The organism is Dokdonella fugitiva, from assembly GCF_014138265.1.
GTDB lineage: Bacteria > Pseudomonadota > Gammaproteobacteria > Xanthomonadales > Rhodanobacteraceae > Dokdonella_A > Dokdonella_A fugitiva_A.
The window spans coordinates 764,217-787,538 of sequence record NZ_JACGXL010000001.1 but is presented as its reverse complement, the minus strand read 5'-3'; the positions used below and the strand labels follow the sequence as shown (position 1 = coordinate 787,538).

Sequence of the window (23,322 nt, the reverse complement as noted above, 5' to 3'; positions counted from 1 at the left end):
TGCACCACCTCCGCCCATGCGCGTTTCGACTCGATCAAATTCTGCGGGGCGCATGCCCCGTGCGGGAGTCCTACATGAATAAAGCCGAATTTGTCGCCGCGATCGCGGATGCCTCCGAACTGACCAAGGCCGACGCCGAGCGCGCCATCGAGGCGATGTTCAAGGTGGTGAAGAAGACCCTCAAGGCCGGTGAGTCGATCTCGCTCGTCGGTTTCGGTACTTTCGTGGTGCGCAAGCGCGCCGCACGCACGGGTCGCAACCCGCGCACGAACGAGACGATCAAGATCAAGGCTTCCAAGGTTCCCGCGTTCAAGGCCGGCAAGGCCCTCAAGGACGCGCTGAACTGACGCAGGATCACGCGGGCACGGCTTGTCGCCGTGCCCGCGGCAACACGGGTGCTTAGCTCAGCGGTAGAGCGTCGCCCTTACAAGGCGAGGGTCGGGGGTTCGAAACCCTCAGCACCCACCAGCTTGGGCCGCAGCGGTTCGTGGCCGGCACGCTCCGCGCACGGGGAGTGCGCGCAGGATCCGGCGGGCGAATGGTGTCCGCAGCGATCCCGCAATCCCAGCGACGGCGCCCTCGGGCGCCGTCGTCTTGTGCGGGAATGTCCCGCGAGGGGCCCGTGACCGCGTAAAATCGTCTTTCCGGTCCGGCCGGCACGCCGTACCGTCTCCATCAGACAGGTTCCCAATCCATGCTGCAGCTTCTGCGCGGAAAGAAATCCAGCTTGTTCGTGAAGATCGTCCTCGGGGTGATCGTCCTCGGCTTCTCGTTCTTCGGCATCGAGTCGTACTTCGTCGCGAACACGAACACGAACGTGGCGAAGGTCGGCGGCAGCGCGATCAGCGAGCAGGAGTTCACCCAGCGGTACAACCGCACGGTGCAGGCCGAAATGCAGCGCATGAAGCAGCAGTTCGGCGCGAACGTGAACGCGTCCATGTTCCAGACCCCCGAATTCAAGCACCGCGTGCTCGACGACCTCGTCAACGAGCGCGTGCTGCTCGAGACGAACGACAAGCTCGGCATCGTCGTTCCGGTCGAGCGCCTGCGCAACGAGATCCAGAAGATCCCCGCGTTCCAGAACGAGGGCGCGTTCGACAAGGATCAGTACAAGCAAGTGCTCGCCGCCAACGGCATGAGCCCGCAGTCGTTCGAGGACGACATGCGCAAGGACATCGGCCGCACGCTGCTGCCGGCGCAGATCGCGTCGACCGCGATCGCGACCGACGCCGAAGTCGACGCCTACCTGCGCCTGCGCGACCAGCGCCGCGATTTCCGCTACGCGAAACTCGACAAGCCGGCCGCTGCGCAGGGCGAGGTGAAGGACGACGAAATCGACGCCTGGTACAAGCAGCACCAGGCCGAATTCATGGTGCCCGAGCGCGTCGCGGTGGAGTACCTCGAACTCGACGCCTCCAAGCTCGAGATCGACCAGAAGCCGGACGACAACGTGCTGAAGGAGCGTTACGAGAAGGCGAAGTCGCGCTACGTCAGCGCGGAGCAGCGCCTCGCATCGCACATCCTCGTCAAGGTCGGCGGCAAGGGTGCGCCGGAGGACCAGAAGGCGGCGCTCGCGAAGGCCGAGGAGATCGAGAAGCAGCTCAAGAGCGGCAAGGATTTCGCCGCGCTCGCCAAGCAGGAATCGGCGGACCTCGGTTCGAAGAACCAGGGTGGTGATCTCGGCTGGCTCGATCGCGGCACGACCGAGGAAGCGTTCGAGACCGCGCTGTTCGCGCTCGGCAAGGGCGAAGTTTCCCAGCCGGTGCTGACCAGCGAGGGCTACCACGTGATCGAGCTGCGCGACGTGCGTCCGGGCAAGACGCGCAGCTTCGACGAGGTCAAGCCGGACCTCCTCAAGGAATACGCGGACAGTGAACGTGAACGCGTCTACTCCGACAAGGCCGGCCGTCTCACCGAACTGACCTACCAGAACCCGTCGACGCTCGAGACCGCGGCGAAGGAACTCGGCCTGACCGTGCAGAAGACCGACCTGTTCGCGCGCACGGGCGGCCAGGGCATCGCCGCCAATCCGGCCGTGGCGAAGGCCGCGTTCAGCGACGGCGTGCTCGTGCAGAACAACAACTCCGATCCGATCGACCTCAGCCCGAACCACATCGCGGTCCTGCGCATCGCCGAGCACAAGCCGGCCACGCCGAAGCCGCTCGACGAAGTGCGTGACGTCGTGCGCACGCGCATCGTCGCCGAGCGTACGGCCAAGCAGGCGAAGGATCGCGCCGATGCGCTGTACGCGCAGCTCGGCAAGGACAAGACGCTCGACACGCTCGCGGCGTCGGACAATCTCAAGATCGAGGAACAGAAGGGCATCGGCCGCGACGCCGCGACGCCGGACAGCCGCCTCGTCGCCGCCGCATTCTCGATGGCGCGACCGGCGCAGGACAAGGCGAGCTACCGCCTCGTCGATCTCGGCGGCGACAGCTACGCGCTCGTGCAGCTGACCGCGGTCGCCGACGGCGACCCGTCCAAGCTCGACGCGAAGACGCGCGAAGCGGCGCGCAACACGTTGCAGCAGCAGATGTCCATGTCGGTGACGCGCGAGTTCGTCGACGCCTTGCGCAAGGCGACGAAGGTCTCGATCTCGGAGAGCAAGTTGCAGGATCAGAGTCCGTAAGCCACCGCGATCCGCCGCATTCCGAAGAAGGCCGCGCATCTGCGCGGCCTTCTTCGTTTCCGGACAACGCCAGCGAGCTCGATGCGACGCTGGCGCGTGAGGCGAGCGAGTGCGCCAGCGCGCGCAAGCCGCGCCGATCGCCGGTGCCGCAGCGGGCGGATTCGCGCGTGTCGCGCCCGCGTGGTCGTCAGCGCTCGAAACCGTCGCGGAAGATGATGTCGCTCGCGTCGGGTGCGCAACTGACGGCGATGCCGGTGACCGCGGCATCCACGGTGCCGCTGCCACCTGCAATCGTGCATGCCTGGCTGGCGGGTTGCGCCGTGATCGTCACGTCGTACGACGAGCCGTACGGCAAGGTGCCCGGGAACGCGAAGGTCGTCGCGCTCACCGGCACCGAGAGCGGCGTGCCGCCGTTGAGCGAAAGGGCGAGGCCGCTGCCCTCGAGGCCACCCACCGTGCCGCCGATCGTGAACTGGTCCGGCTCGAACGTCGCGGTCAGCGTGCAGTTCGACACGAGCGGGCCCGCGGTGAAGATCGGCGCCGCGAACGATCCCGGGCATCCGCCGACGTTGCCCACGTGCTGTCCGACGCCGGGCGTCACCGTGAATGTGAGCGTGGTGCCCGACGCCACCGACTGCGGCGTCGACGGGTCCATGGTGCCGTCGCCGACGACCTGAGGCGTGGCGGTCACCGTGGTCGGCGCCTGCGGAACATCCACGAACACCGCATTCGGCGTACCGGGTGTCCCGCTACCGCCGCCGAGCGTGTTGATGCCCTGCACGTAGACGATGTGCCGCCCGGCTGCGAGGCCGGACAGGGCGATCGTGCCGCTGACCGCTTCGTTGTTGGCGTTGAAGGTGCCGTCGGCGGCAGCCAGCGCGATCGGCGTCGCGCCCGCGTCCCACGGCAGCGTGTCGATGTAGGCGTTCGCGGCACGGATCGAGTAGGTCGCTTGCGTCCCGTTGCTCTGGTTGTAGCGGCGGTCGTCGATCGTCGCGGTCAACGTGACGTACGGCCCGCCCGCGCCCTGCTGCACGGCGGACACGGCGATGCCGTACGCATCCGGGCCGCCCGGCAACTTGTACGTCGCGTGCAGCGCACGCGCGACGTAGCGCAGTGCCGCGATGTTCGCCGACGCGGTGGACGCATTGAAGGTGCTGCAGCTTTCGAAGAACGCGGTATCCGTCTCGATCGTGAAGCCCGGCACGCCGAGCAGGCCGTACATGTTGTCGTCGGTCGCACCGTCGGTCGGATAGAGCGTGTCCGACTGTTCCGGCGAGTAGTTGTTGAACCAGGCGAGTCGCCGGCCGAGCGTACGCAGCGGAACCTGGTTCGGCGCAGGGCTCGAGGTGTCGCCCCACGGCCACAGCACGAGTTCGGCGTAACTGTGGATGTCGATGAAGAAGCCGGTCGTGTCGTCCGGCGCCGCGGCGCCGCCGTCGCCCGAGGAACTCGTCGGATTCATCGGGCCGCTGCGCCGGTCGGCGAACACGCCACCGGTGCAGACGCCCGCGCTGTCGCAGGTGCCGGCGACGTATTGCACGAGGTTCTGCGTTTCCGGTTCGGACTGCTTGACCGGCCCGCGATAGGTTTCGTTGCAGGTATTGCCGCTCGAACCGCCGTTGTTCGGCACGATCTTCCAGTGGAACGGGAAGTTGCGGTTGAGGTCGATGCCACCGTCGGCGGAACTCGAGGCGCAATTGCCGTTGATCGTGTCGACGTTCTTGCGCTGGTAGACCTGACCTTCCGCGATCTTGCGGCCGTCCGGATTCGCCTGCAGCACGAGGCGGAAGTCGTTGTGGTCGACCAGCCAGGTCGCTTCCGGGTCGCTGCCGTAGTTCTGCACCAGCCATTCGGCGAAACGCGTCGTCAGCTCGGCCGGAGCATATTCTCGTGCGTGGATCGATCCGAACACGACCATGCGCGGTCGATCCGGGTCGCTTGCCGCAGTCGCGAGGTTGGTGATGCGCAGCGCGCGCATCTCGTAGCCTTCGGCGGCGTTCTGCGTCTTCTTCCAGGTCGGACCCAGGTCATCGATCGCGACGATGTCCGGATGGGCGGCGGCGAGGTCGTCCATCGTCTGGTAGGTGCCTTCGACCGTGCGGTAGCACGTGTAGCCGGGGATGCCCGGGTAGCCGTCGGTGCTCTCGGTCGTCGCGCCGGAACGCATCGCCGCATCGATCGTCGCTTCGAAGCCGCGCAGGCGCGCGGTGCCTGCGGTGTCGACCGCGACACTCAGGCCTTCGGCTTCGAGCCCGGCGATGCCGGCCTCGTCGGTATCGACCTGCAGCACCTGGCGCGCGGCGTCGACGCGCACGTGCTGGAAGTTCGCGGCCGCGCGCGCGAGCGCATCGGTGTCGGGATAGCGAGCCTCGACGAACCAGTGTTCGGCCCTCGCCGGTTGCATGACGGCGCCGGCGATCGCGAGCGCGAGCAAGGTCTTGCGCATGGGTTCCCCTCCCGAGAATCCTCCGATCCTAGCAGGATGCCCGTCCCGCGCCACGCCGCGGCGCGGCGTTTCGTGAGCCGTGCCGCGCTTACTCGATCTGCTCGCGTGCCCAGGCCGCGTCGAGCGCTTCCATCGCGTCGCGCGGCTTCAGCTTGGCCGCCTTGTCCCATGCCTCGGCGACCTCGTCCTCGCGCTTGTCGCCGTGCAGCAGGAGCAGGCCGTTGCCGTATTCGACCCAGGCGATCGGTGCCGCCGGGGTCAGCTTCAGCGCCTGCTTGAGGTGCTTCTCCGCTTCGGTCGCGCTGGCTCCGTAGGTGAGCTTGGCGAGCATGCCGCCGACCTTGCCGACGATTTCCGCGTGGTAGAGGCCGAGCGCGGTCTCCGCCTCGGCATGCTTGGGCGCGCGTTCGAGCGTCGCGTCGAGCGATTCGCGCACCTTGCCGGCGAGCCCTTGCGCGAGCGCCTTGGTGATCGAGATCGTCTGGCTCAGCCGGCCGATCGCGAACGCGCGCCGGTAGTGGCTGTTCGCTTCGTCGGGCAGGGCGGCGACGGCGGCGTCGGCGAGCGCGATGAGTTCCTCGTAGCGCGCGGTCTTCGCCTTGTCGTCGTCGAGCAGGTAGGTCGCGTGGATACCGCCGGCCTTGATCGCGACCGAAGCGCCGAGCGCCTGCAGCGCGACGCCGGACTCGTACGCGTGCTGGAAATCGCCGCGGTGGAACGCGCGCCACGCATCCTGCAGCGCGGCCGCGATCGCGCCCGCATCCTTGCCCGGTTTCGGCTGCTTCTTGAGCAACGTGGCGACGTGCTTTTCGTCCGGGAACGGCTCCTGGTCGCCCGCATGGAGATCCTTCCACGCCTTCGCGAGCTTGTCGCCGGTGTAATCGAACGCCTTGTCCGGATGCGGGAACGCGGCCCAGCCTTTCTTCGCCATCGTGGTGTCCTCGGGGCAAGCGATGCGCGTCGGAGTCTGCCGCGAGCGGGCCGCGCGCGTCACGCCGCCCTGCGGCAAGCCGTTACACTTGCGGGATGAGCCCGCCCCGCCAGAACCCCGCCGCGCGCGCCGCCGAGCTGCGTGCCCGCATCGAAGACGCCAACTATCGCTACCACGTGCTCGACGAGCCGGATATCGCCGACATCGAGTACGACCGCCTCATGCGCGAACTCGAGGCACTCGAAGCCGCGCATCCGGAGCTGGCCACGACGGATTCGCCGACGCAACGCGTGGGTGCCGCGCCGTCGAATGCGTTCGCCAAGGTCCACCACGACATCCCGATGCTGTCGCTCGGCAATGCGTTCAGCGACGAGGAAGTCGAGGACTTCGTGCGCCGCATCGTCGAGCGGATCGACGTCGCCGATCCGTCGTTCTCGGTCGAGCCGAAGTTCGACGGCCTCGCGATCAGCCTGCGCTATGAAAACGGCGTGTTCGTGCGCGGCGCCACGCGCGGCGACGGCGAGGACGGCGAGGACGTGAGCGCGAACCTGCGCACGATCAAGGCGATCCCGCTGCGCTTGCGCAGCGGGAAGAATGAGCACGAATCGCTGCGCCTGCGCAGCGGGAAGAATGAGCACGAATCGCTGCGCCTGCGCGGCGACGACTGGCCGGCCGTGCTCGAGGTGCGCGGCGAGGTCTACATGCCGCGCGCCGGCTTCGAGGCCTACAACGAAAAGGCGCGTGCTTCGGACGGCGCGATCAAGCCGCTGATCAACCCGCGCAACGCCGCCGCCGGCAGCCTGCGCCAGCTCGATCCACGCGTGACCGCGCAACGGCCGCTGTCGTTCTATGCCTATGCGCTCGGCGTGGTCGAGGGACGCGAGATGCCGTCGTCGCATTCGGAGGTGCTGCGCATGTTGCGCGGCTGGGGTTTCCCGGTGAGCGAACTCGTCTCGACCGCGCGCGGCGTGGCAGGCTGCTTGGAGTACTACCGCCGCATCGGCGCACGGCGCGACGCGTTGCCGTTCGACATCGACGGCGTCGTCTACAAGCTCGACGACCTCGCCGCGCAGCGCGAACTCGGCTTCGTCGGGCGCACGCCCCGCTGGGCGATCGCGCACAAGTTCCCCGCGCAGGAGCAGCAGACCGTCGTCGAGGCGATCATCGTCAACATCGGTCGCACCGGCGCGGCGACGCCGGCGGCCAAGCTCGTACCCGTGTTCGTCGGCGGTGTCACGGTCACCAACGCGACCTTGCACAACGCCGACCAGGTCGCGCGCCTCGACGTGCGCGTCGGCGACACGGTGATCGTGCGTCGCGCCGGCGACGTGATTCCCGAAGTCGTGCGGGTCGTTCCCGAGCTGCGGCCGGAGCGCACGAAGCCGTGGCGGATGCCCGCGCATTGCCCGATCTGCGGCTCGGACATCGTGCGCGAGGAGGGCGAGGCGGTCGCGCGCTGCACCGGCGAACTGACCTGCGCCGCGCAACGCATCCAGGCCGTGTTCCATTTCGCCTCGCGCCGCGCGATGGACATCGACGGTCTCGGCGAGCGCTACATCGAGGATCTCGGCGACCTCGGCTACCTGCGTTCGGTCGCCGACCTCTACGCGCTCGGCCTCGACGACCTGCTCGAGATGAAGCGCCGCGCCGACGAGCGCGACGGCACGACACCCGAAACGGTGAAAGCGGGCAAGGTCGCTACGAAGTGGGCGGAGAACCTCGTCGAGGCGATCGCGCGCAGCCGGCGCACGACGCTCGCGCGGTTCCTCTATGCGCTCGGCATCGAGCACGTCGGCGAAAGCACCGCCAAGATGCTCGCTACCTGGTTCGGCGACGTCGAACGCGTGCGGCACCAGCCGTGGCCGATCCTCAAGCTCGTGCCCGACATCGGCGGCGAGGTCGCGCGCGCGATCGACGCGTTCTTCCAGCAGGCGGGCAACCAGCAGGTCATCGACGACTTGCTCGCGCGCGGCGTCGAGATCACCGACGCACACGCGCCATCGCCGAAGCTCGCGCGCCAGCTCACGCTCTCCAACGTGCTCGCGCAGGCCGAGATCCCCAAACTCACGGCCAAGCGCGCCGGACAGGTCGCCGCCGCGTTCGATTCGATCGAGGCGGTGATCGCTGCCGACGCGGACGCACTCGTCGTTGCGGGCCTGCCTGCCGACACGGCAGCCGCCGTGCGCGCGTACGTCGACAGCGCGCCCGGTCGCGAACTGCTGCAGCGTTGCGCCGATGCGCTCGCGCAGTTGCACGCCGCCGCGCCCGTCGCCGCGGCGGCGGAGCAGGGCGTGCTCGAGGGGCAGACGGTCGTACTCACGGGGACGCTGTCGGCGTTGACGCGCGACGATGCGAAGGCGAAGCTCGAAGCGCTCGGCGCGAAGGTCGCAGGCAGCGTGTCGAAGAAGACGAACTTCGTCGTAGCCGGCACGGAAGCGGGTTCCAAGCTCGACAAGGCGCAGGAACTTAGCGTCGAGGTCTGGGACGAACAGCGCCTGCTGCAGTTCCTCGCCAGGCACCCCTCCGGTCGCTAGCGGAGCCGTGGCGCGGCCGCCGATGCGGCCGCGCTTCAGCCGTGCGGTGAAGCGTCGTCCGCGTCGGGCGTGTCGTGCAGGTGGCCGGATCCGAGGCCGATGCCGGCGCCGAGTCCCATCCCCGCGCCCATGCCGCCACCGCCGCGTCCGCTCCCTTTCCCTTCGTCCTTGCCGCCGTCGCCCTTGCCTCGACCTCCGCCGCCGCCGGTTCCGCCGCCGGGGCGCGTCGGCCCCTGGCGCGGGATCGCGACCGACGCCGGCACCGGATCGAGGTCGAGCGCCTCGCGCACGAAGTCGCGCAGCGACACGACGAGGTCGTGCGTGTGGATCGGCCGCCCTTCGGCGAGTTCGGTCGCGGCGCGCGCCGCGAGGCGTACCTGTTCTTCGGTGCCGAGCAGGATGATGTCCGACAGCGCTGCCTCGACCGCATCGCGCACTCGACGCGCGCGATCGCTGCCGGCCGGCGCGTCGCCCTCGGCCTGGGCGGCGGCGCGACGCAGGTCGCGCAGGTGCGTCGGATCGACCGCGAGGTCGCCCGTGAACGAGCCGCCGAGCACCTTGTACGCGGCGATGAGCGCGCGCAGGCGCTCGTTGATCTGCCGGTTCTCGCGCTCGCGCCGCTGCTGGATCGTCTGCATCGCGAGCAGGCGGATGCCGACGCCGATCAGCGTGATCACGGCGAGCCCGAGCAGGGTCGAGAGCAGGGCCTGCCAGGAGCTGAAATCGAGGTTGCGCATCGCCGACGGCTCCGCGGTGACCGGAGCCCGCAGTGTAGGGCACGGCCGACGCGTCGTGCGGGGGCGGATGCGACGCCATCGGCCGCGCCGGACGACGTACACTGCGCGCCGATTGCGGTGCGACGATACGAGTGCGCCGCCGACACGGAGATCCGCCGATTCACGCGAACGAATCCGCCTACGTCGACGCCAAGCCGCGACTGCGCGCGTTGCGCGCGCGCGCGTCGTTGTACGCGCTGGTCCGCGCGTTCTTCGCCGAACGCGGCGTGCTCGAGGTGGAGACGCCGATCCTCGGCGTGGCCGGCAACACCGAACCGAACATCGAGAGTTTCAGCACGTCGTTCTCAGGCCGGGTCGATGCGGGCACGCGCGAGCGCTGGCTGCGCACGTCGCCGGAATTTCCGTTGAAGCGCCTGCTCGCGGAAGGAGTCGGCGACTGCTACGAACTCGGCCGCGTGTTCCGCGACGGCGAGGCGGGGCGGCGCCACAACCCCGAATTCACGATGCTCGAGTGGTATCGCGTCGGCTGGGACCACCGGCGCCTCGTCGACGAAACGATCGAGCTCGTGCTGGCCGCGCTCGCCGCGGCGGGGCGTTCCGCCGAGATCGCCCGCTATTCGTATCGCGAGCTGTTCGTGCACGGTGTCGGCGTCGATCCGTTCACGGCGCCGCTCGATGCGCTGCGCGCGCCGCTCGCGGACGTGCGCATCGACGGCGACGGCCTCTCGCGCGACGACTGGCTCGACCTCCTGCTCACGCATCGCCTGCAGCCGGCGTTCCCGCGCGACCGCATCACGGTCGTGATCGACTTCCCACCGAGCCAGGCTGCGCTCGCGCGGATCCGCGCCGACGATCCGCCGGTCGCCGAGCGCTTCGAGCTCTACCTCGGGCCGTACGAACTCGCCAACGGCTACCACGAGCTCATCGACGCGATCGAGCAACGCGCGCGTTTCGAGCGTGACAACGCGCGTCGGTGCGAGCGCGGTCAGCGCGAAGTACCGATCGATGAACGCCTGCTCGCGGCGCTGCCGGCGATGCCCGCGTGTGCCGGCGTCGCGCTCGGCATCGAGCGCCTGCTTATGTGCCTCGCGCGCACCGACGCGATCGGTGACGTGCTCGCGTTCGCGTTCGCCGACGCCTGACGCCGCCGCGCGGCGCCAGGCTCACGGGGCACGCCCGCGCGCACGACACGTGCACGCAGGTTCGCGGCCGCGGCTGTTGCCGCGGCCGCTCTGCCGTTTCAGCGCAGCGCGAGGGCCCGCTCGCGGCGTTCCTGCAGGCTCATGTCGGCCTGGTTCACGAGACGCAGGTCGCGCAACTCCCACGGCGCACGCAACGCGCTGGCTGCGGTGTCGTAGTGCAGTTCGAGGCTGCCGTGGCCGGCTTCGAGCCAGGCCGCGGCCTGTGCGATCGCGGCGGGATGCAGCGCACCGTCTTCGCCCGTGCCGTACAGCACGGCGGAGACGCCGTAGCGACTCGCGACGCGGGCCTCGACGCCGATGCCGAGCACGACGCCGGCGCCACCGTCGCGCGAGACGCTGCCGTCGAGACGCGCGACGGGCAAGCTCACCGCGAACGCAGTCTTCGCGTCGCGCGGAACTGCGGGCCTGCCAGACGCGACGCCGAATGCGTGCACTTCCCACAGGCCGTGGCCGCCCGCGTGCGCGACGTCCGGCGTCACGCTCGCGACGTAGCTGCCGTCGCGCTGGCGCACGAAGTCGAGCGGCTGGGTCGCGCCGTCGGGTGCGCTAACGAGGCCGCCGAGCCGGTCGAGCGCGACCGCGCCCTGCAGCATCGCGCGGAATCGCAGCGTATCCCCGCCGGCGATGCCGTCGCGTTCGGCGGCTAGAGCGAGCACGAGCGGGCTGTTCGGCTCGAACACGTGCACGAGGTAGCGCCCGCGTGCAGTCGGTACGGCAAGATCGACGGTGCCTGCGGCGACGCCGTCGGCGAGTCGCAGCACGGTGCTGCCTTGGGGCACGTCCATGCCGGCGGCGCGCAGCGCATCGACGTCGGCCGCGCTGCGGATCGCTGTCGCGTTGTCGAGGCGACGCCCGTCGACGCGAAGCTCCACGTCGGCCGCGGCGATCGCCGCGCCGGCGTCGCCGCCATGCGGGCTCAGGCGGACGACCGCGCCGGGCGCGCTCAGCGCGAGGGGCACGCCGCGCTGCAGGTCGCCTTCGCTCGCGTCGATCCAGTATTCGCGGCTTTCGGCGACGTGCGCGCGTGGACTGGCATCGAGCGCTTGCGTCGAGTCGATCGGCCACGACAGCGCGACCGGCGTACGGTCGAGGTTCGCGGTGTCGAGCTGCGCGGCTTTCGGCGCGCGCAACTGCGCAGCAACGAGATCGTGCGGCGCGCGTGCGAGCAGACGCAGCGTTTCGCCGGCGCCGGCCGTCGACGCGAACGCGCCGGCGACGAGGGTCAGCGCGACGGCGAGGGGAAGCGAACGGTGCTTGGCAATGGGCATGGTCGTTTCCTCAGAGGTCGTTGCGCAGGATGGTTTCGAGGCCGAAGCAGGCGCGCCGGCTCTGGTTGTGGCTGAGCGGTTCGCTGCCGGCGGTGCGCGCCGTGTCGTAGAACCACACGCGCCCGGCCGCGGCGGCACTGCTGCACTCGATGAAACCGTCCGAGCAGCTGCTGAGCCATGCCTGCGTGACTTCGAGGCCGACGTTGAGCGTGTAGCCGCCGCAGTAGCTGTCCGGGTCCCATACCGCGGTCTCGACGTCGCTGCCGATCACGTCCCAGAAGCCCTTCGGCAGCGCCGGACGTCCGGACGTGCCGTAGAGGTAGTTCTGGTTGTAGTAGGCCATCCAGCTCGTCTGCTGCTGGCGTACCGCGTCGGTCTGGTAGCCGAGCAGCCAACCGACCGCGTTCTCGAACACGTTGCCGGCGATCACCGCATTCGCGAGCGGCGTGCCCGCGCTCGACGGCGCGAGCGCATTGACCCAGCGGATCTTGCTGATGATGGCCGGGTAGCGGCTGTCGTAGGTCGGGTTCGACATGATCCAGCGCATCACGTTGCCGCCGTTCGAGTGCGTGATGACGACGAGGTCGGTGATGCCGCGGCTGTTGATGAAGTTCGTGAGCTGGCCGGCGAGGCAGCCGGCCGCGCGGCTGTCCCACATGTACTGGTTGAAGTCGCAGTTGATGACGACGTAGTTGGCCTGGTTGACGAGGCCCTGGCGGACCGTGTTGACCATCGTCGGTTGCCAGTAGTCGTTGTAGGCGTCGGTCTGGCTACCGGTGCCGTGGACGAAGGCGACGCCAGTGGTGGCGATGGCCGCGTGCGCGGTCGTGGCGGCTGCGGCGAGCAGCAGCGTGAAAGCGATGCGTAGCATTCTCTCCCTCCAAGGCCGTGCGGCAGGGTGCGCGGCCGATTCGGGCCCACGGCTACTTCGCGGCGGAACGCGTCCCTGCGGCCGTCAGCGAAGCGGCCGGAGCATGAACGGAAGCACGCGCCGACGGGATCTCCCCATTCCGTACGGCTGCGTATTGACGAAGGTATCCATGTGGAAACCGTCCGTCAATTTGCAGGTGCAGCACGGATGCGCGGCGCCGCGGCGCGAGCGGCCGGTTTGCCTTAGGCCGGACCGGCGCAGGCTGGCCGGATCGGGCCGTGCGTTGCGCGAAGGCGATGCGATCAGCGTACCGTTCGCGCGCGCAGCGCGAACGCGCAGATCAATGCAGCGAGCGCGGCGATGCCGCCCGCAGCGAGGAACGCCGTGCGCCCGCCGTCGATGTGCCAGAGCGCACCGGCGAGCCATGCGCCGATCACGCCGCCGCCACCGGAAGAAAAGCCGTAGAACACGCCTTGCGCGTGGCCGTTCATGCGCCCAGGGAAGTAGGCCGCGAGCAACTGCATGCAGGACGCGAACAGCGCGGCGAAATTGAGCGCGTGTGTCGCCTGCGCGAGCACCATCAACGGCACGCATTCCGGCAGCAGCGCGGTCACGCACCAGCGCGCCGCCGCCGAAACGAGCGCGACGAGCAGCACCGTGCGCGCGTCCCAGCGGCCGAAGATGCGCGCCGAGGCGAAGAACAGCGCGATCTCGACGGCGACGCCGATCGCCCAGTAGGCGCCGAGCGACGACGGCCGGTAACCGTGCTGTTCGAGGTAGATCGAGAAGAACGTGTAGTACGGGCCGAACGACATCTGCGCGAGCAAGGTCACCGCGAAGAACGCAAGCACCTCAGGCCGCTTCAGGCGTTCGCGGAAACCGTGCTCGCCCTCGGTGACGGCGATCGCGGTGGGTCCATAGTCGTTGGTGAAGCTGCTCGCGAGCAGGCCGACGAACAACGGCAGCATGAGCCACGGCAGGCACGTGACCGGTATGTGGTCGAACGCGACGCCGAAACCGGCGACGACCGCGATGAAGCCGATCGAGCCCCAGACGCGGATCGAACCATAGCGTTCGCTGCGGGCGCCGAGGTGCGACAGCGTCAGCGCCTCGAACTGCGGCATGACCGCGTTCCACGCGAAACAGAACACCACCATCGCGACGAGCAGTCCGCCGAAGTCGAGCGGCCATAGGAACGGCAGGAAGCTCGCGAGCGCGATCGCGCAGCCGATGCGCAGCCAGCGTACCGGTGCGCTCGAACGCGCCGCGAGCCAGCTCCAGCTGCTCGGCGCGACGATGCGCGTGCCGTACCAGAGGCTCATGAGCAGGCTGATCGCGGCGACGTCCTGGCCGCGCGCCTTGAGGAACAGGCTCCAGTACGGCGAGAACGCGCCGAGCGCGGCGTAGTAGGCGAAGTAGAAACTCGCGAGGCGACGGGCGGGAATCGTTTCGGAAGTCATGCGGGTCCGTCCGCCCAGGCCTGGCCGCGACGCGGCGGCGTCAGAATTCGAGTTCGACCGCCGCGCACAGGTAGTCGATCATCGGCGCAATGCGCTTGTAGGTATCGACCAGGTGCGGCAGCAGCTCATCGGAGCAGGCGAGCGCGTCGTCGAACGACTGGCCGGCCGCGAAATTCTTGCGCTTGAGGTCCTCGACGAGTTCGTGCGCGGGATCGACACCGCGCGGCGGCCGCGAGAGGCTCTCGCCGTAGAACTCGAACCGCTCGCGGAACGCCTTGCCGTGCGTCGCCTTCTTCCACGCGGCCGGGTTGCCTTCGAGGAATTCGCGGATCTTCTTCAAGGTCGCGGGTTCCGGGTGCCAGATGCCGCCGCCCGCGAAGCAGTCGCCGGGCTGGATATGCACGTAGAACGACGGCGCCTCGATCTCGCGCCGGCGTTCGTGCGCGAAACGCGCGCCGGCCCAGGTCTTGTACGGCGTCTTGTCGTTCGCGAAGCGCGTGTCGCGATGGATGCGGAACAGCGATCCGCCCTGCGCGCGCGCGTCGGCGACGTAGCGTGGGCTGATCTTCGCGAGCGGTGCCTGCAAGTCGGCGATGAGGCACAGGAACGGCTGGCGCAGCACCTCCTCGTAGCGCGGCTTGTTCGCGGCGAACCACGAGCGGTTGTTGTTGCGCGCGAGATCGCGCAGGAACTTGAACGTCGCGGCGGAGAAGTAGGTCGTGGCCAAGGCGGAGGATGGGTGTGGACGGAACGCCTATTGTAAGGCTCGCGCCGGACGCGTGCCGTCAGAGCTCGCGGCCCCAGCTCTCGAGCGCATCGAGCAGCGGCACGTGCGCGGCGGGCAGGTCCGGCACGGCGCGCAGGCGCGCGATCGTCGCGAAGTAGTCCACGCGCGTGAGCGCGGTCGTCGGTGTCGCCGTGTCGAGGCGCCGGCGGCGGAAGCCTTCCCAGCGTTCGTGCTCGATCGCGTCGAGCGTCTCGGGCCAGTTGCGCGCGCGATAGCGGAACAGGAGCTCGGGATAGCGCGGGTCGCGGAACGGGAACGCGCGCGAGCCGAGCTGTTCGGGTGGCGTCTCGCGCACGGCGCGGAACAGGCGCTTGTCCGCGTCCGACGGAAAACCTTCGTACAGTGCGAGTTCGGGATCGGTCGTCGTCGCCGGTGTGCGCACGGTGGCGAACACGCGCTGCACCTTCGCGGCGAGGCCGTCGGCGCCGCGCAGGCGGGCGAGGTTAGCCTGTGCGCGCTCGGGATCGAGCGCGATGCGCGCGAGGTCGACGCCCTTGAGCACGCCGAGCGGCGCGAGCGCGGGCGAGCGGTTCGCATGGATAGCCTTGAGCGGGATGCGCTCGACGCCTTCGGGCAGGTCCGCGCGCGGCGTGAACACGCGATCGGCGATTTCCCCGGCATCGAGCTGCAGCAGGTCCGCAGGATCGGTGTCGAGGTCGTACGCGATCACCGCGTTCGGCTGGGTCGGGTGTTCGGCCAGCGGCGCGACGATCGCGATGCAGCCGCGGTTGGCCGGATAGCGCGATGACACGTGCAGGAGCGGCGTCATGCGCGCGACATCGAGCAGTTCGAACGCGCGCTGCTTGCGTCGCAGCGCGAAGTAGAACTCCCACAGGCGCGGCTGGCGCACGCGCATGAGGCGGGCGAGGCCGATCAACGCCTCGACGTCCGATACCGCGTCGTGCGCGCGCGCCTGCGCGATGCGGTTGGCGCCGGCGAGGTGCTCGAGGCGGAAGCTCGGCGAGCCGTCCTCGCGCCGCGGCCATTCGATGCCGTCGGGGCGCAGCGCGTAGCTCATGCGCGCGAGGTCGATGAGGTCCCAGCGTGAATTGCCGTCCTTCCACTCGCGTTCATAGGGATCGTGGAAGTTGCGGTAGAGCAGGTTGCGCGTGAATTCGTCGTCGAAGCGCAGCGAGTTGTAGCCGACGTTGCAGGTCCCCGGCTCCGCCATCTCCTCGTTGACGCGGGCGGCGAACTCCGCCTCGACGACGCCGTCGCGCTGCATGCGCTGCGGCGTGATGCCGGTGATCAGGCAGGCCTCCGGATGCGGCAGCACGTCGGTCGCCGGGCGGCAGAAGAACGAGACCGGCTCGCCGACGGGTTCGAGGTCGAGCGTCGTGCGGATCGCGGCGAACTGGGCCGGGCGGTCGCGGCGCGGATCGGCGCCGGTGGTCTCGTAGTCGTGCCAGAGGAAGGTTTGCGTCATCGATCGGAGCATAACGCAGGGTTCCCTCGCGGCGAGGGCTTGCTAGACTGGGCGGCACCCCGCCAGGAACCCGTGCATGCGAACGCCGGACGAGAACAACCTGATCTGGATCGACCTGGAGATGACCGGGCTGGATCCGGACAACGACTCGATCCTGGAGATCGCGACGATCGTCACCGACAAGGACCTCAATTTCCTCGCGGAGGGTCCCGAGTTCGCGATCGGCCATCCGCTCGAGCGGCTCGAGGCGATGGACGACTGGAACCGCAACCAGCACCGCAAGTCGGGCCTCTGGCAACGCGTGCTCGATTCGCGCATCGACCTCGCGAGCGCCGAGGCGCTGACGATGGAGTTCCTCGTGCAGTGGGTGCCGCCGGGCAAGTCGCCGATGTGCGGCAACTCGATCTGCCAGGATCGCCGCTTCCTCCATCGCCTGATGCCGCGGCTCGAGCGCTTCTTCCACTACCGCAACCTCGACGTCTCGACGATCAAGGAACTCGCGCGCCGCTGGGCACCCGAAGTCAGCCGCGGATTCACCAAGGATTCGGCTCACACCGCGCTCAGCGACGTGCGCGACTCGATCGCCGAGCTGTGCTACTACCGGCCGTTCATGGGACGCATCGCAGGCACGCTCGAAGCGCCCTGAGCGCCCTCCGCGACGGCTGCACCACGCAATTACCGAAGGTCCGCCCGCGCGCAGGCCGCGCCGCTCGCGCACGGCGCGCCGGTCGACACGGCTTCCCCTGAAACGTGACGTACACCACAAAAAGGTATACGTTCGCGCCACGGCCGATCACGACGGGGAGATCGGCCGCGTAGCGACTTGGGGGTCGCCACCGGAGGCGACGCGCAATTGGGGACAATTTCGTGACTTTCACGTTCCGACGTTCGTTGTGGATGGCGGCCGCGGCCGCCCTCGTTTTCATTTCCGGCGTCTCGGCCGAGCCCGCGATCGCGAAGGCGCGACCGAAGGCGTTCCCGGCGGCGCGCGTGATCGCGCCGATCGTGGCGGTCGACGAGCAGCAGAAGGGCGTGTCGCCGTCGCGGCCGGTCGCTCCGGCGAGCGAACCGATCGCGCACGCTCCGACGACGCCGTTCGGCCAGGGCTACGGCGGGGAAGTGGAACCGAATGGCACGAGCGCGACCGCGACGCCGCTGAGCGGCAGCAACGTGGTCGTGCACGCGAACCTGTTCCCGAACGGCGACATCGACTTCTATTCGTTCAGCGCGAACGCGGGTGACCGCGTCTACGCCGCGCTGATGACTTCCGCCTCGGCGGGCAGCAGCACCGACAGCCAGCTCACCCTGCTCGCGTCGGACGGCACCACGGTGATCGAGTTCGACGATGACAACGGCAGCTTCGCCGCGTTGTCGTCGTCGATCGCCGGCGCGACGATCCCGACCACAGGTACCTACTTCCTCAAGATCAACGACTTCACCGCGGGCACGACCTCGGAACGCGGCTACGACCTGCATCTGCGCATCCAGAGCGGCGCGCCGACGCCGGAAGTGGAGGGCAACGACACGCCGGCGACGGCCAATCCGCTGCCGGCCAACGGCTGGGTCAGCGGCGCGCGCAATCCGGCCGCGGCGACCGAGCAGGACTGGTACAGCATCAACCTCAACGCGGGCGATACCGTCTACCTTGCGCTCGACCTCGATCCGGAGCGTGATGGCGTCAGCTGGAACGGTCGCCTTGGTTTCGCCCTGTTCGGCGACGCCGGCAACCAGATCGTTGTCGTCGACGACGCCGGCACCGGCGACGTCGCACCGAATCCGAACATCCCGTCGGAAGCGATGTTCTTCACCGTGAAGGATGCCGGCACCTACTTCGCCTTCGTCGATTCGGCCAGCGCGGCCGTCGGCGGTCCGACCGCGACCTACCACCTCAGCGTCAGCGTGCATCCGCACGTCGACGAGGGCGTGAACTGCACGACGTACACGAGCACCGACGTGCCGAAGACGATCGGCCCCGGCACGGGCCTGGTCAGCTCGGTCATCACGATCCCGGGCAATCCGCGCATCGCCGACGTCGATGTCGGTATCAACCTCACCCACGCGCTGATGCAGGACGTCGACGCGCACCTGCGTTCGCCGGCCGGCAACGACATCGGCCTGTTCACCGACATCGGCGCGGCCGCGACGGGCGGTCAGACGGTCATGGATGTCGTCTTCGACGACGAAGCCGCCATTCCTCCCACGTTCACCGCGCTCAAGGGCAGCCAGCTGAAGCCCGAGAACAATTCCACCGCAGGCACGGCCAGCACGTCCGGTGCGTACCGCCTCGCGGCGTTCGACGGCGAGAACGCGGGCGGCACCTGGACGCTCGATCTGCGCGACGACACCGCCGGCGCCAACGGCGGCACGCTCAACAGCTGGTCGCTGCGCGTCTGCGAAGCGCCGCCGCCGCCGGCCTGCCCGCCGGGCTTCGCGGTGCAGACCGCGTTCAGCACCGACTTCGAAGCGGGCGCGGCCGGCTTCACGCATTCGGGCACGCAGGACGAATGGGAACTCGGCCTGCCCGCGACCGTCGCGACGACGACCGCCAATCCGATCGCCGGGTTCAGCACCTGCAACAGCGGTGTCAATTGCTGGAAGACCGACCTCGACAACACGTACAACGCATCGTCGTCGCAGGACCTGCTGTCACCGCCGATCAACCTCGCCGGCCTGTCGGCGCCGATCGTAGTGACTTGGGCGCAGCGGCACCAGGTCGAGACCGCGAACTTCGACCACTACTTCGTCGACGCGCAGCAGGTCGGCGGCGCGACGCCGGTGCGCCTGTACGAATGGCTCGATCCGACGCCGATCAGCGCGTCCGCGGGTACCGGCAACCCGCAGGCGAACATCGGCGGGAGCTACGGCTGGGGCGTCTTCTCGCGCCGCGCCGACAGTCTCGCGGGCCTGAACACAGAAGTGCGCTTCCATCTCGACAGCGACACCACGGTCCAATTCGCGGGCGCCGCGATCGACGACGTGAGCGTCACCGGCTGCCGCGCGTTGTCGTCCGACCTCGCGATCACCAAGACCGACGGCGTCACGACGGTGACGCCGGGCGGGAGTGCCACGTACACGATCACCGCGAGCAACGCGGGTCCGGATCCCGTCACGGGCGCGACCGTCGCCGACACCTTCCCTGCGATCAACACCTGCACCTGGACTTGCGTCGGCGCGGGCGGTGGCACCTGCACCGCCTCGGGCAGCGGCAACATCAACGATTCGACCAACATGCCGGCCGGTGGCAGCGTGACCTACACCGCGAGCTGCACGATCAATCCGGCGGCGACGGGCACGTTGAGCAACACGGCGACGGTCAGTTCAGCGATCGCCGATCCCAACCCGGGCAACAACAGTGCGACCGACACGGACACGCTGACGCCGGGGGCGGACCTAGCGATCACGAAGACCGACGGGGTCACGACCGCGACGCCGGGTGGCAGCGTGACCTATACGATCACCGCGTCGAATGCAGGCCCGAGCAACGCGCCGGGCAGCACCGTCGCCGATACGTTCCCGGCGAGCGAAACCTGCACGTGGACCTGCGTCGGTGCCGGTGGCGGCACCTGCACGGCGTCAGGCAGCGGCAACATCAACGACACGGTCAACCTGCCCGCGGGCGGCAGCGTGACGTACACGGCGAGCTGCACGGTCTCCGCTGCAGCGACGGGTACGCTCAGCAACACGGCGACCGTGGCCGCGCCGGGTGGCGTCACCGATCCCACGCCGGGCAACAACAGCGCCACCGACAGCGACACGCTGGCGCCGAGTGCCGATCTCGCGATCACCAAGACCGACGGTGTCACGAGTGCGACGGCGGGCGGCAGCGTGACCTACACGATCACTGCGTCGAATGCGGGCCCGAGCAACGCGAGCGGTTCGAGCGTCGCGGACACGTTCCCGGCGAGCGAAACCTGCACGTGGACCTGCGTCGGCGCGGGGGGCGGCACCTGCACCGCATCGGGCAGCGGCAACATCGCCGACACGACCAACCTGCCTGCGGGCGGCAGCGTCACGTACACGGCGAGCTGCGCGGTCTCGGCCGCGGCGAGCGGCACACTCGCGAACACGGCGACCGTCGCTGCCCCGGGCGGGGTCACCGATCCCACGCCGGGCAACAACAGTGCGACCGACAGCGACACGCTCGTGGCGACGGCCGACGTGTCGATCACGAAGACCGACGGCGTCACGAGCGCGACCGCGGGCGGCAGCGTGACCTACACGATCACTGCGTCGAATGCAGGTCCGAGCAATGCGAGCGGGTCGAGCGTCGCGGACACGTTCCCGGCGAGCGAAACCTGCACCTGGACCTGCGTCGGTGCCGGCGGCGGCACCTGCACGGCGTCGGGCAGCGGCAACATCGCCGACACGACCAACCTTCCGGCCGGCGGCAGCGTGACGTACACGGCGAGCTGCACGATCTCCGCGTCGGCGAGCGGTAGCCTCGTCAACACGGCGACGGTCACGGCCGGCGGCGCGACCGATCCGAACCCGGGCAACAACAGCGCGACCGACACCGATGCGCTCGGCGCTTCGGCGGACCTGTCGATCACCAAGACCGACGGCGTCACGAGCGCGACGGCGGGCGGCAGCGTGACCTACACGATCACTGCGTCGAATGCGGGCCCGAGCAACGCGAGCGGGTCGAGCGTCGCGGACACGTTCCCGGCGAGCGAGACCTGCTCGTGGACCTGCGTCGGCGCCGGTGGCGGCACCTGCACGGCGTCGGGCAGCGGCAACATCGCCGACACGACCAACCTTCCGGCCGGCGGCAGCGTGACGTACACGGCGAGCTGCACGATCTCCGCGTCGGCGAGCGGTAGCCTCGTCAACACGGCGACGGTCACGGCCGGCGGCACGACCGATCCGAACCCGGGCAACAACAGCGCGACCGACACCGATGCGCTCGGCGCTTCGGCGGACCTGTCGATCACCAAGACCGACGGCGTCACGAGCGCGACCGCGGGCGGCAGCGTGACCTACACGATCACTGCGTCGAATGCAGGTCCGAGCAATGCGAGCGGGTCGAGCGTCGCGGACACGTTCCCGGCGAGCGAAACCTGCACCTGGACCTGCGTCGGTGCCGGCGGCGGCACCTGCACGGCGTCGGGCAGCGGCAACATCGCCGACACGACCAACCTTCCGGCCGGCGGCAGCGTGACGTACACGGCGAGCTGCACGATCTCCGGGTCGGCAAGCGGCAGCCTCGTCAACACGGCGACCGTCGCCGCCGGCGGCGGCACGACTGATCCGAACCCGGGCAACAACAGCGCGACCGACACCGATGCGCTCGGCGCTTCGGCGGACCTGTCGATCACCAAGACCGACGGCGTCACGAGCGCGACCGCGGGCGGCAGCGTGACCTACACGATCACTGCGTCGAATGCAGGTCCGAGCAATGCGAGCGGGTCGAGCGTCGCGGACACGTTCCCGGCGAGCGAAACCTGCACCTGGACCTGCGTCGGTGCCGGCGGCGGCACCTGTGCCGCATCGGGCAGCGGCAACATCGCCGATACGGTGAACCTGCCCGCGGGCGGCAGCGTCGCTTACACGGCGAGCTGCGCCGTTTCGGCGTCGGCGAGCGGAACGCTGGTCAATACCGCGACCGTCACTGCACCGGGCGGCACGACCGACACGAATCCGGCGAACAACAGTGCGACCGACAGCGACACGGTCAACCCGGCGGGCGCCGACGTGACCGCGACGAAGACGGTATCCGGTACGTTCGCCCCGGGCACGACGGTCACCTACACGGTCGTGCTCACGAACGGTGGTGGCGCGCAGGCCGACAACGCCGGCAACGAATTCACCGACGTGTTGCCGGCGAACCTCACGCTCGTCTCCGCCACCGCGTCGAGCGGTACCGCGGTCGCCACGATCGGCACGAGCACGGTGTCGTGGAACGGCGCGATACCGATGAGCGGCAGCGTGACGATCACGATCACCGCGACGATCGCCCCGGCGGCGAGCGGCACGATCAGCAATCAGGGCACGGTGTCGTACGACAGCAATGCCGACGGCCTCAACGACGCGACGCGTCCGACCGACGATCCGGCGGTCGGCGGCGCGAACGATCCGACCTCGTTCGTCGTCGGCGGCAGCATCGCGGACCTGTCGATCACCAAGACCGACGGCGTGGCGAGCGTGACGGCCGGCGGCAGCACGACGTACACGATCACCGCGTCGAACGCGGGCCCGAGCGACGCGACTGGCGCGAGCGTGGCCGACACGTTCCCGGCCGGTGAAACGTGCACGTGGACCTGCGTCGGCGCGGGCGGTGGTACCTGTTCGGCGTCGGGCAGCGGCGACATCGCCGACACCGCGAACGTGCCCTCGGGCGGCAGCGTGACGTACACGGCGAGCTGCGCGATCTCGGCGTCGGCGAGCGGCACGCTCGCCAACACCGCGAGCGTCGCCGCACCGGGCGGCACGAACGATCCGAATCCGGGCGACAACAGCGCGACCGACACCGACACGGTCAACCTCGCACCCGGTGCCTCGGTCACCGCGACGAAGTCCGTCGCGGCGAGCGGCGGCAGCTTCACGCCGGGTTCGGCGATCACCTACACGATCGTGCTCACCAACGCCGGAACGGGCGCGCAAGGCGACAACCCGGGCTACGAGTTCACGGACACGTTGCCGGCCGGCGTCACCTACGCGGGCGCGACCGCGAGCAGCGGCACCGTCGGTTTCGGTCCGGGCGCGCTCGTGCACTGGGACGGTGCGATCCCCGCCGGTGGCAGCGTGACGATCACGATCGGCGCGACGATCGACGCGACGGCGAGCGGATCGATCGCGAACCAGGGCGCCGTGTCGTACGACGGCGACGGCAACGGCAGCAACGAAAGCTCGGCGCCGACCGACGATCCGGCCGGACCGGGTGCAGCCGATCCCACCGTGTTCTCGATCGCCGGGGCGCCGACGCCCGCGGCGCCGGTGCCGTCACTGGATCGCTTCGCGCTGCTGCTGCTGATCGGTGCGCTCGCCGCGGTGGCGTGGCGCACGCGCCGACAGGCGCGCGGATGAGACCC

General features: G+C 69.4%; 14 protein-coding genes and 1 tRNA gene. 7 read left to right on the top strand and 8 right to left on the bottom strand.

Going from position 1 to position 23,322, the window contains the following annotated elements:
- Positions 1 to 59: 59 nt before the first annotated feature.
- The 3 genes from FHW12_RS03600 to FHW12_RS03590 all read left to right on the top strand — a co-directional run bounded on the left by FHW12_RS03600 (position 60) and on the right by FHW12_RS03590 (position 2,629).
- Positions 60 to 347 carry an HU family DNA-binding protein gene (locus tag FHW12_RS03600; protein WP_310735126.1) on the top strand — a complete coding sequence of 96 codons (288 nt, stop codon included), beginning with the start codon at positions 60 to 62 and terminating at the stop codon, positions 345 to 347.
- 46 nt (positions 348 to 393) lie between these two features.
- A tRNA-Val gene (locus FHW12_RS03595) sits at positions 394 to 468 on the top strand.
- Positions 469 to 694: 226 nt separating this feature from the next.
- Positions 695 to 2,629 carry a SurA N-terminal domain-containing protein gene (locus FHW12_RS03590; RefSeq protein ID WP_259392810.1) on the top strand — a complete coding sequence of 645 codons (1,935 nt, stop codon included), beginning with the start codon at positions 695 to 697 and terminating at the stop codon, positions 2,627 to 2,629.
- A gap of 187 nt (positions 2,630 to 2,816) precedes the next feature.
- On the opposite strand, the gene FHW12_RS03585 is transcribed toward FHW12_RS03590, so the two are convergent.
- Both FHW12_RS03585 and FHW12_RS03580 read right to left on the bottom strand, forming a co-directional pair.
- Positions 2,817 to 5,078: a M14 family zinc carboxypeptidase gene (locus FHW12_RS03585; RefSeq protein ID WP_182529606.1), complete on the bottom strand. Its 2,262-nt coding sequence runs from the start codon at positions 5,076 to 5,078 to the stop codon at positions 2,817 to 2,819.
- An 88-nt stretch (positions 5,079 to 5,166) separates the two neighbouring features.
- Positions 5,167 to 6,009 carry a hypothetical protein gene (locus FHW12_RS03580; protein ID WP_182529605.1) on the bottom strand — a complete coding sequence of 281 codons (843 nt, stop codon included), beginning with the start codon at positions 6,007 to 6,009 and terminating at the stop codon, positions 5,167 to 5,169.
- 95 nt (positions 6,010 to 6,104) lie between these two features.
- On the opposite strand from FHW12_RS03580, the gene ligA reads away from it, so the two are divergent.
- Positions 6,105 to 8,543 carry an NAD-dependent DNA ligase LigA gene (ligA, locus tag FHW12_RS03575; RefSeq protein ID WP_182529604.1) on the top strand — a complete coding sequence of 813 codons (2,439 nt, stop codon included), beginning with the start codon at positions 6,105 to 6,107 and terminating at the stop codon, positions 8,541 to 8,543.
- 35 nt (positions 8,544 to 8,578) lie between these two features.
- Here ligA and FHW12_RS03570 read toward each other — a convergent pair whose 3' ends face one another.
- Complete coding sequence (locus tag FHW12_RS03570) at positions 8,579 to 9,280, bottom strand: hypothetical protein (protein WP_182529603.1); 702 nt, start codon at positions 9,278 to 9,280, stop codon at positions 8,579 to 8,581.
- 200 nt (positions 9,281 to 9,480) lie between these two features.
- Between FHW12_RS03570 and epmA the strand changes: the two genes are divergently transcribed.
- Positions 9,481 to 10,422, top strand: a complete 942-nt coding sequence (gene epmA, locus FHW12_RS03565) for an EF-P lysine aminoacylase EpmA (protein ID WP_220484332.1) — start codon at positions 9,481 to 9,483, stop codon at positions 10,420 to 10,422.
- A gap of 98 nt (positions 10,423 to 10,520) precedes the next feature.
- Here the strand turns inward: epmA and FHW12_RS03560 are convergent, their stop codons facing one another.
- The 5 genes from FHW12_RS03560 to sbcB all read right to left on the bottom strand — a co-directional run bounded on the left by FHW12_RS03560 (position 10,521) and on the right by sbcB (position 16,294).
- Positions 10,521 to 11,750: a DUF4785 domain-containing protein gene (locus FHW12_RS03560; protein ID WP_182529602.1), complete on the bottom strand. Its 1,230-nt coding sequence runs from the start codon at positions 11,748 to 11,750 to the stop codon at positions 10,521 to 10,523.
- Between the two features lie 10 nt (positions 11,751 to 11,760).
- Entirely contained in the window at positions 11,761 to 12,621 is an 861-nt protein-coding gene (locus FHW12_RS03555; RefSeq protein ID WP_182529601.1) for a hypothetical protein, read from the bottom strand.
- Positions 12,622 to 12,923: 302 nt separating this feature from the next.
- A complete protein-coding gene (locus FHW12_RS03550) occupies positions 12,924 to 14,081 on the bottom strand; it encodes an MFS transporter (protein WP_182529600.1) in 1,158 nt (385 codons plus the stop codon).
- Between the two features lie 40 nt (positions 14,082 to 14,121).
- On the bottom strand, positions 14,122 to 14,808 hold the full coding sequence (locus FHW12_RS03545; protein WP_182529599.1) for a DUF2461 domain-containing protein: 687 nt from the start codon (positions 14,806 to 14,808) through the stop codon (positions 14,122 to 14,124).
- A 58-nt stretch (positions 14,809 to 14,866) separates the two neighbouring features.
- Positions 14,867 to 16,294 (bottom strand): exodeoxyribonuclease I, encoded by a 1,428-nt coding sequence (gene sbcB / locus FHW12_RS03540; protein ID WP_182530125.1) that lies wholly within the window; start codon positions 16,292 to 16,294, stop codon positions 14,867 to 14,869.
- Between the two features lie 76 nt (positions 16,295 to 16,370).
- On the opposite strand from sbcB, the gene orn reads away from it, so the two are divergent.
- Together orn and FHW12_RS03530 are read left to right on the top strand one after the other, a co-directional pair.
- Positions 16,371 to 16,940: an oligoribonuclease gene (gene orn, locus FHW12_RS03535; protein WP_182529598.1), complete on the top strand. Its 570-nt coding sequence runs from the start codon at positions 16,371 to 16,373 to the stop codon at positions 16,938 to 16,940.
- A 221-nt stretch (positions 16,941 to 17,161) separates the two neighbouring features.
- Positions 17,162 to 23,317 carry a proprotein convertase P-domain-containing protein gene (locus FHW12_RS03530; protein WP_182529597.1) on the top strand — a complete coding sequence of 2,052 codons (6,156 nt, stop codon included), beginning with the start codon at positions 17,162 to 17,164 and terminating at the stop codon, positions 23,315 to 23,317.
- The last annotated feature ends 5 nt before the right edge of the window (positions 23,318 to 23,322 follow it).

What these genes read in the sequence shown, in the direction of transcription:
- FHW12_RS03590 (WP_259392810.1), top strand. Translation starts at nt 695, where the DNA reads ATGCTGCAGCTTCTGCGCGGAAAGAAATCCAGCTTGTTCGTGAAGATC.
- FHW12_RS03585 (WP_182529606.1), bottom strand. Translation starts at nt 5,078, where the DNA reads ATGCGCAAGACCTTGCTCGCGCTCGCGATCGCCGGCGCCGTCATGCAA.
- FHW12_RS03580 (WP_182529605.1), bottom strand. Translation starts at nt 6,009, where the DNA reads ATGGCGAAGAAAGGCTGGGCCGCGTTCCCGCATCCGGACAAGGCGTTC.
- ligA (WP_182529604.1), top strand. Translation starts at nt 6,105, where the DNA reads ATGAGCCCGCCCCGCCAGAACCCCGCCGCGCGCGCCGCCGAGCTGCGT.
- FHW12_RS03570 (WP_182529603.1), bottom strand. Translation starts at nt 9,280, where the DNA reads ATGCGCAACCTCGATTTCAGCTCCTGGCAGGCCCTGCTCTCGACCCTG.
- FHW12_RS03560 (WP_182529602.1), bottom strand. Translation starts at nt 11,750, where the DNA reads ATGCCCATTGCCAAGCACCGTTCGCTTCCCCTCGCCGTCGCGCTGACC.
- FHW12_RS03555 (WP_182529601.1), bottom strand. Translation starts at nt 12,621, where the DNA reads ATGCTACGCATCGCTTTCACGCTGCTGCTCGCCGCAGCCGCCACGACC.
- FHW12_RS03550 (WP_182529600.1), bottom strand. Translation starts at nt 14,081, where the DNA reads ATGACTTCCGAAACGATTCCCGCCCGTCGCCTCGCGAGTTTCTACTTC.
- sbcB (WP_182530125.1), bottom strand. Translation starts at nt 16,294, where the DNA reads ATGACGCAAACCTTCCTCTGGCACGACTACGAGACCACCGGCGCCGAT.
- orn (WP_182529598.1), top strand. Translation starts at nt 16,371, where the DNA reads ATGCGAACGCCGGACGAGAACAACCTGATCTGGATCGACCTGGAGATG.